This window comes from Micromonospora sp. ALFpr18c, from assembly GCF_008868155.1.
Taxonomy (GTDB): domain Bacteria; phylum Actinomycetota; class Actinomycetes; order Mycobacteriales; family Micromonosporaceae; genus Micromonospora.
The window spans coordinates 1-6,001 of the sequence record NZ_WBKR01000277.1 but is presented as its reverse complement, the minus strand read 5'-3'; the positions used below and the strand labels follow the sequence as shown (position 1 = coordinate 6,001).

At 70.1% G+C, this 6,001-nt stretch carries 5 protein-coding genes; 1 reads left to right on the top strand and 4 read right to left on the bottom strand.

The genetic code is table 11. The features are described from left to right. Positions 1-374: hypothetical protein (locus F8271_RS29310; RefSeq protein ID WP_225854845.1), on the top strand; the 374-nt coding region annotated here is incomplete at its 5' end. A 178-nt stretch (positions 375-552) separates the two neighbouring features. Here F8271_RS29310 and F8271_RS29305 read toward each other — a convergent pair. The 4 genes from F8271_RS29305 to F8271_RS29290 form a co-directional block, all read right to left on the bottom strand. After that, complete coding sequence (locus F8271_RS29305; protein WP_151493069.1) at positions 553-1,962, bottom strand: GH1 family beta-glucosidase; 1,410 nt, start codon at positions 1,960-1,962, stop codon at positions 553-555. Continuing rightward, positions 1,959-4,190: an alpha-xylosidase gene (yicI, locus tag F8271_RS29300; protein ID WP_151493068.1), complete on the bottom strand. Its 2,232-nt coding sequence runs from the start codon at positions 4,188-4,190 to the stop codon at positions 1,959-1,961. Before yicI ends, F8271_RS29305 begins: the two co-directional genes overlap by 4 nt. Beyond that, entirely contained in the window at positions 4,187-5,059 is an 873-nt protein-coding gene (locus tag F8271_RS29295) for a carbohydrate ABC transporter permease (RefSeq protein WP_370461992.1), read from the bottom strand. Before F8271_RS29295 ends, yicI begins: the two co-directional genes overlap by 4 nt. Positions 5,060-5,069: 10 nt before the next feature. Next, positions 5,070-6,001 (bottom strand): carbohydrate ABC transporter permease (locus F8271_RS29290; RefSeq protein WP_370461991.1); only part of this gene is annotated, 932 nt, incomplete at its 5' end.

Below are 6,001 nucleotides of genomic sequence, written 5' to 3'. Positions count from 1 at the left end.
CGCCCCCGCCACAGGCTCCGGTCCAGGTGGCCCTGACCGTCCACAATCTTGCCACCAGGGGTGCTACCGGCATGGGCGAGGACCCGGTGCCGGCCTACCTGACCACCTACCCGGAAAGGTCGTGCAGCAAGAAGGGCTGCAACATCGGCGGAACCGATCGGCGTACGGGCGACACCTACAAGCCGGCCGTCTGTCAGACCCAGGGCCCACGCACCACCAACGGCAACGACTCCGACCCGGCCGACGACACCAACCCGCAGCTGTACACCTCGACCCGGTACTACGGCGTCCGGTTGGACGGCCGCGTCGGCTACATCTCCGAAGTCTGGATCCAGCCCAGCCAGCGGGGCGGTCTCGGTCTGCCCCAGTGTTGACCTTGGGGCTGGACTGTCCTTGATCGTTGGCAGCTGAGCGACTCGACACGCCGAGCGCCGCACCGCTGAGCTGCCACCGATCGCCGTTTCGATCATGAGTGGCAGGGCGGCTGGGCGCTCCCGCGCCGGCAAGCCTGGTGGACGATCGTCGTTCAGGCTTGCCGGCGCGGAGAGATCGTTAATCTACCGGCTGGTCCAGCTCGCCGGTGGCGGCGAGCCGCTGGTACCAGTGGGCGCTGTCCTTCCAGGTACGGACCTGGGTGTCGTAGTCGACGCGGATGATCCCGAAGCGGCGGTCGTAGCCGTAGCCCCACTCGAAGTTGTCCAGCAGCGACCAGACGAAGTAGCCCCGGACGTCCGCGCCCTGCGCCCGGGCGTCGGCCATCGCGCCGATGTGCCGGCGCAGGTAGTCGATGCGCCGATCGTCGTGGATCCGGCCGTCGGCCGACACCACGTCGTCGAACGCCGCGCCGTTCTCGGTGATCATCATCGGCTGGCTCGGGTACTCGCGGCGCAGGCGCAGCAGCAGCTCGGTCAGCGCCGGCGGGTCGATGTTCCACCCCATCGCCGTGTACGGGCCGGGCTGCGGCAGGAAGTCGACGTGCTCGGCGGCCACCCACGGCGTCGAGGTCGAGGCGCCGTGCCCGTCGGCGTCGGAGCGCGGCGACACCCCGTCCCAGGCCCGGACGAGGGTGCTGGAGTAGTAGTTCACCCCGAGCACGTCCAGCGGCACCGCGATCAGCTTCTCGTCGCCCTCGCGCACGAACGACCAGTCGGTCACCGACGCGGTGTCGGCGAGCAGGTCGGCCGGGTACGCACCGTCCAGCATCGGGCCGAGGAACGCCCGGTTGGCCAGCGCGTCGATCCGGCGGACCGCGTCGGCGTCCGCGGCGGAATCCGAGGCCGGCCGGATGACGTGCAGGTTCAGCGTCACCGACAGCTCGGCGGTCGGGGCCAGCTCGCGGACCACCCGCCCGGCCAGACCGTGCGCGAGGTTGAGGTGGTGCACCGCGGCCAGCGCCGCCGCCGGCTCGGTGCGGCCCGGCGCGTGGACGCCGGAGGCGTACCCCAGGTACGCGGAGCACCACGGCTCGTTCAGGGTGGTCCAGGTGTGCACCCGGTCGCCCAGCGCGCCGACGATGCCGGCCGCGTACTCCTGGAAGCGCAGCGCGGTCTCCCGCGACGCCCAACCGCCGGCGTCCTCCAGCTCCTGCGGCAGGTCCCAGTGGTACATGGTCGCCACCGGGCGGACCCCGCGCTCCAACAGCCCGTCCACCAGCCGCGAGTAGAAGTCGATGCCGGCCTGGTTGAACCGGCCCGACCCACCCGGCTGCACCCGGGGCCAGGAGATGGAGAACCGGTACGCGCCCAGACCCAGCTCGGCGATGTGGTCCAGGTCCTGCTGCCACCGGTGGTAGTGGTCGGCGGCCACGTCGCCGGTGTCGCCGTTCAGCGTCCGCCCGGGTGTGTGGCTGTAGGTGTCCCAGATGGACGGGCCACGGCCGTCCTCGGTGGCAGCGCCCTCGATCTGGTACGAGGCGGTCGCCGACCCCCAGAGAAAACTCTCCGGGAAGTGGTGTTGCGTCATCGTTCTGTCCCCTGGATCTCGCAGATGTATCCCGTCGAGGCGCCGGCGACCAGTTCGGCGCTGGCCGTGGCACCGTCGTAGCGCACCTCGAACTCGGCGCCCGGACCGTGCCCGGGAGACGGTACCCGCACCCGGGTCCGCTGCCCCGGCGCCGGTGCGTAGAGCCGCAGCCGCACGTCGTCGGCCCACTCGTAGTCCGGTCGATCGGTGCGGGAGCCGAACGGGATGACCGCGCCGGGGCGGGCCAGCACCGGCAGGCTGTCGTACCCGTGCTTCTCGGTCACCCACGCCGGCCCGGTGAGCTGCGCGCCGGTGACCAGGTGCGTCCAGGTGCCGGCGGGTACGTAGAAGGTGACCTCACCGTCGGCGCTGAGCACCGGGGCGACCAGCACGTCCGAGCCGAGCATGTACTGCCGGTCCAGGTGCGCGGTGGCCGGGTCGTCCGGGAACTCCAGGACCATCGGGCGCATCATCGGCGTACCGTCGCGGTGCGCCTCCTGCGCGGCGGCCGCGAGGTACGGCATCAGGCTGAGCTTGAGCTGGGTGAAGTGCCGCAGCACGTCGACGGCCTCGTCGTCGTACGCCCACGGCACCCGGTACGAGCCGGAGCCGTGCAGCCGCGAGTGCGAGGAGAGCAGCCCGAACGCGACCCACCGCTTGAACACCGCCGGGTCGGGCGTGCCCTCGAAGCCGCCGATGTCATGGCTCCAGTAGCCGAAGCCGGACGCGGCCAGGGACAGCCCGCCCCGCAGCGACTCGGCCATCGCCACGAACGTCGACTCGCAGTCGCCGCCCCAGTGCACCGGGAACTGCTGCCCACCGGCGGTGGCCGAGCGGGCGAACAGCACGGCCTCACCCTCCCCACGTTCGGTCTCCAACAGCTCGAAGACCGCCTTGTTGTAGAGGTAGGAGTAGTAGTTGTGCATCCGCTGCGGGTCCGAGCCGTCGTGCCACACCACGTCGGTCGGGATGCGCTCGCCGAAGTCGGTCTTGAAGCAGTCGACGCCCATGTCCAGCAGCGCCTTGAGCTTGCCGGTGAACCAGCGGACCGCGTCCGGGTTGGTGAAGTCGACGAGCGCCATGCCGGCCTGCCACTTGTCCCACTGCCAGACCGAGCCGTCCGGGTTGCGCACCAGGTAGCCGGCCGCGCGGCCCTCCTCGAACAGGTAGGAGCGCTGCGCGATGTACGGGTTGATCCAGACGCACACCTTCAGGTCGCGCTCGTGCAGCCGGCGCAGCATCCCCTCCGGGTCTGCGAAGGTCTCCGGATCCCACACGAAGTCGACCCAGTGGAACTGGCGCATCCAGAAGCAGTCGAAGTGGAACACCGACAACGGCAACCCACGCTCGGCCATCCCGTCGACGAACTCGGTCACCGTCTTCTCGTCGTACGAGGTGGTGAACGACGTGGACAGCCACAGCCCGTACGACCAGGCGGGCACGCGTGCGGGCCGGCCGGTCAGCGCGGTGTAGCGGCGCAGCACGTCCTTCGGGGTGGGCCCGTCGATGACGTAGTAGGTGAGGGTCTGGCCCTCGACGCTGAACTGGGTCTGGGTGACGACCTCGGAGCCGACCTCGAACGACACGTGCTCCGGGTGGTCGACGAACACCCCGTAACCGGCGCTGCTGAGATAGAACGGCACGTTCTTGTACGCCTGCTCGCTGGCGGTGCCACCGTCGGCGTTCCAGATGTCGACGGTCTGGCCGTTCTTGACGAACGGGCCGAAGCGCTCGCCCAGCCCGTACACCGTCTCACCGACGCCCAGCGCGAGCCGTTCGTGGACGTGCCGGCGGCCCTCGGCGTCGGTGACGACGCCGATGCTGCGTCCCGTGGACGCGGTGACCAGCCGGTCGCCGTGCAGGAACTCGACCCGCCAGCCGTCGACGAGCGCGACGCGGGCGGTCAGGTCGCCGGTGGTCAGCGACGCGCTGAGGCCGGTGACGTCCACGGTGACCGGGTGCGCGTCGTCGGTGTTCAGCCCGAAGTGCGGCTCCCGGGGAAGCCCGCCGGTGTGGTGGGCGATGGTGACCCCGACGACGCCGGCGGCGGGCGTGAAGAACCGGACGGTCACCACGGGCCGGTTGAGGGTGTCGCCGCGTCCGGTGATCTGACCGGTCGGCGCGAAGACGGTGAACCCGCGGTCGTCCGGCTCGACCGACTCGACGGTGCCGGGGCGCAGGACACTGACACCGGGGCGCAGTTGCCAGTACCCGTCGGTGAACTTCACTTCTCGGCTCCTGCCGTGATGCCGCGCGCGAGGGTGCGCTGGAAGATGAGGAAGAAGAGGATGGCCGGCACCAGGCTGATCAACGCGCCCGCGTTGGTGGTCGGGGCGTCCATCAGCCGGTCGCCCTGCAACGACGCGAGCGCGACCGGGATGGTCTGCGTCTGGTTGTCGATGAGCATGACCAGCGGGATGAGGAACTCGTTCCACGTCCAGATGAAGAAGAAGATGAGCAGCACCGCGAGGGTGGGCCGCAGGTTGGGAAAGACCACCCGCCACAGCACCGTCCACTTGCCGGCGCCGTCGAGCGCGGCGGCCTCCAGCAGCGAGCGCGGGAACGTCCCCAGGACCGAGGCCAGCAGGTAGGTGCCGAACGCGCTCTGGATCACGGTGAAGATGATGATCACCGAGAGTCGGGTGTTGTAGAGGCCGATCTCCTTCGCCACGTAGTACAGCGGGTAGATCAGCGCCTCCTGCGGCAGCATGTTGGCCAGCAGGAACAGCCCGACGATCCACAGCCGGCCACGGACCCGACCGATGCCCAGGGCGTACGCGTTGAGCAGCGAGACGGCGACGCCGAGCACCGCCACGGACCCGGCGATGAGCGCCGAGTTCCACAGCTTCAGCGGGAAGTTCACCTCGGTCCAGTACGTCCGCAGGCCCTTGGTGTAGAACTCGGTCGGCCAGCTCAGCGGCCCGCCCGACGAGTAGTCACCGGGCGATTTGAACGCGTTGAGCAGCATGAACGCGAACGGCACCAGCATGACGAGCGCGCCGAGGGTGACCAGGGTGAGCACCACCCAGCGGCTCGCGCCACGGCGGTGCCGGTCGCGTACCGGCCGACCGGCCGGCGCGGGGGCTTCGGTGATCATGACGGCCATCTCAGAACCCCCGGTCCCGACGCTCGCTGCGGGCCTGCATCCAGATGAAGACACCGGCGACCACCACGATGATCACCGTGAGCACGGTGGAGATCGCGGAGCCGTAGCCGACCTGGAGCTTCTTGAAGAACGTGTAGTACGCGAAGTACGACGGCACGTTGGTGGCGTTCTCCGGGCCGCCCCGGGTCAGGGCGAAGATCGGCCCGAACACCTTCAACGCGGCGATGGTGCAGGTCAGGGCCACCACGAAGGTCTCCGGCCGGATCTGCGGCAGGGTGATCGCCCGGAACCGGTGCAACCAGTTCGCGCCGTCGACCTCGGCGGCCTCGTACAACTCGGGGTCGACCCGCTGCAGCGCCGCCATGAAGACGACCACGGGGTAGCCGATCTGCACCCAGATCATCACCGCCATCACGGCCGGCAGCGCGGTGTCCGGGTCGCCGAGCCAGTCGTGGCGCAGCGCACCGAGGCCGACCGCGTCGAGCAGGCCGTTGAACGCGCCGTCGGGGCGCAGGATCCAGCCCCAGACGATGCCGGCCACCACGACGGGCAGCACCTGCGGGAGATAGAACGCGGCCCGCAGCGCGGCGGCCGTGCGGGGCTTGAACCGGCGGCCGATGACGTCGAAGAGCACCGCGGCGAGCAGCAGCCCGAGCAGGGTGGGCAGCACGACCATCGCGATGATCATCGCGACGGTGTTGCGGAACGACGCCCAGAACACGTCGTCGTGCAGCAGCTGCTGGTAGTTGTCCAGGCCCACCCAGGTCGGGTCGCCGACGCCGGACCACTTGGTCAACGACAGGTAGCCGGTGCCGACCAGCGGTGCGCCGATGACCAGGATGAACAGCACCGCTCCGGGGAGCAGGTAGAGCCAGTACGCCGCGTTGCGGCCGCGAGGTCCGCGGCTGGGCGGGGGCGGGGTCGCCGCCGGCT

Bases quoted from the DNA above. Each gene is read 5' to 3' on its own strand.
- F8271_RS29295 (WP_370461992.1), bottom strand. From the start codon at position 5,059: ATGATCACCGAAGCCCCCGCGCCGGCCGGTCGGCCGGTACGCGACCGG.
- F8271_RS29305 (WP_151493069.1), bottom strand. From the start codon at position 1,962: ATGACGCAACACCACTTCCCGGAGAGTTTTCTCTGGGGGTCGGCGACC.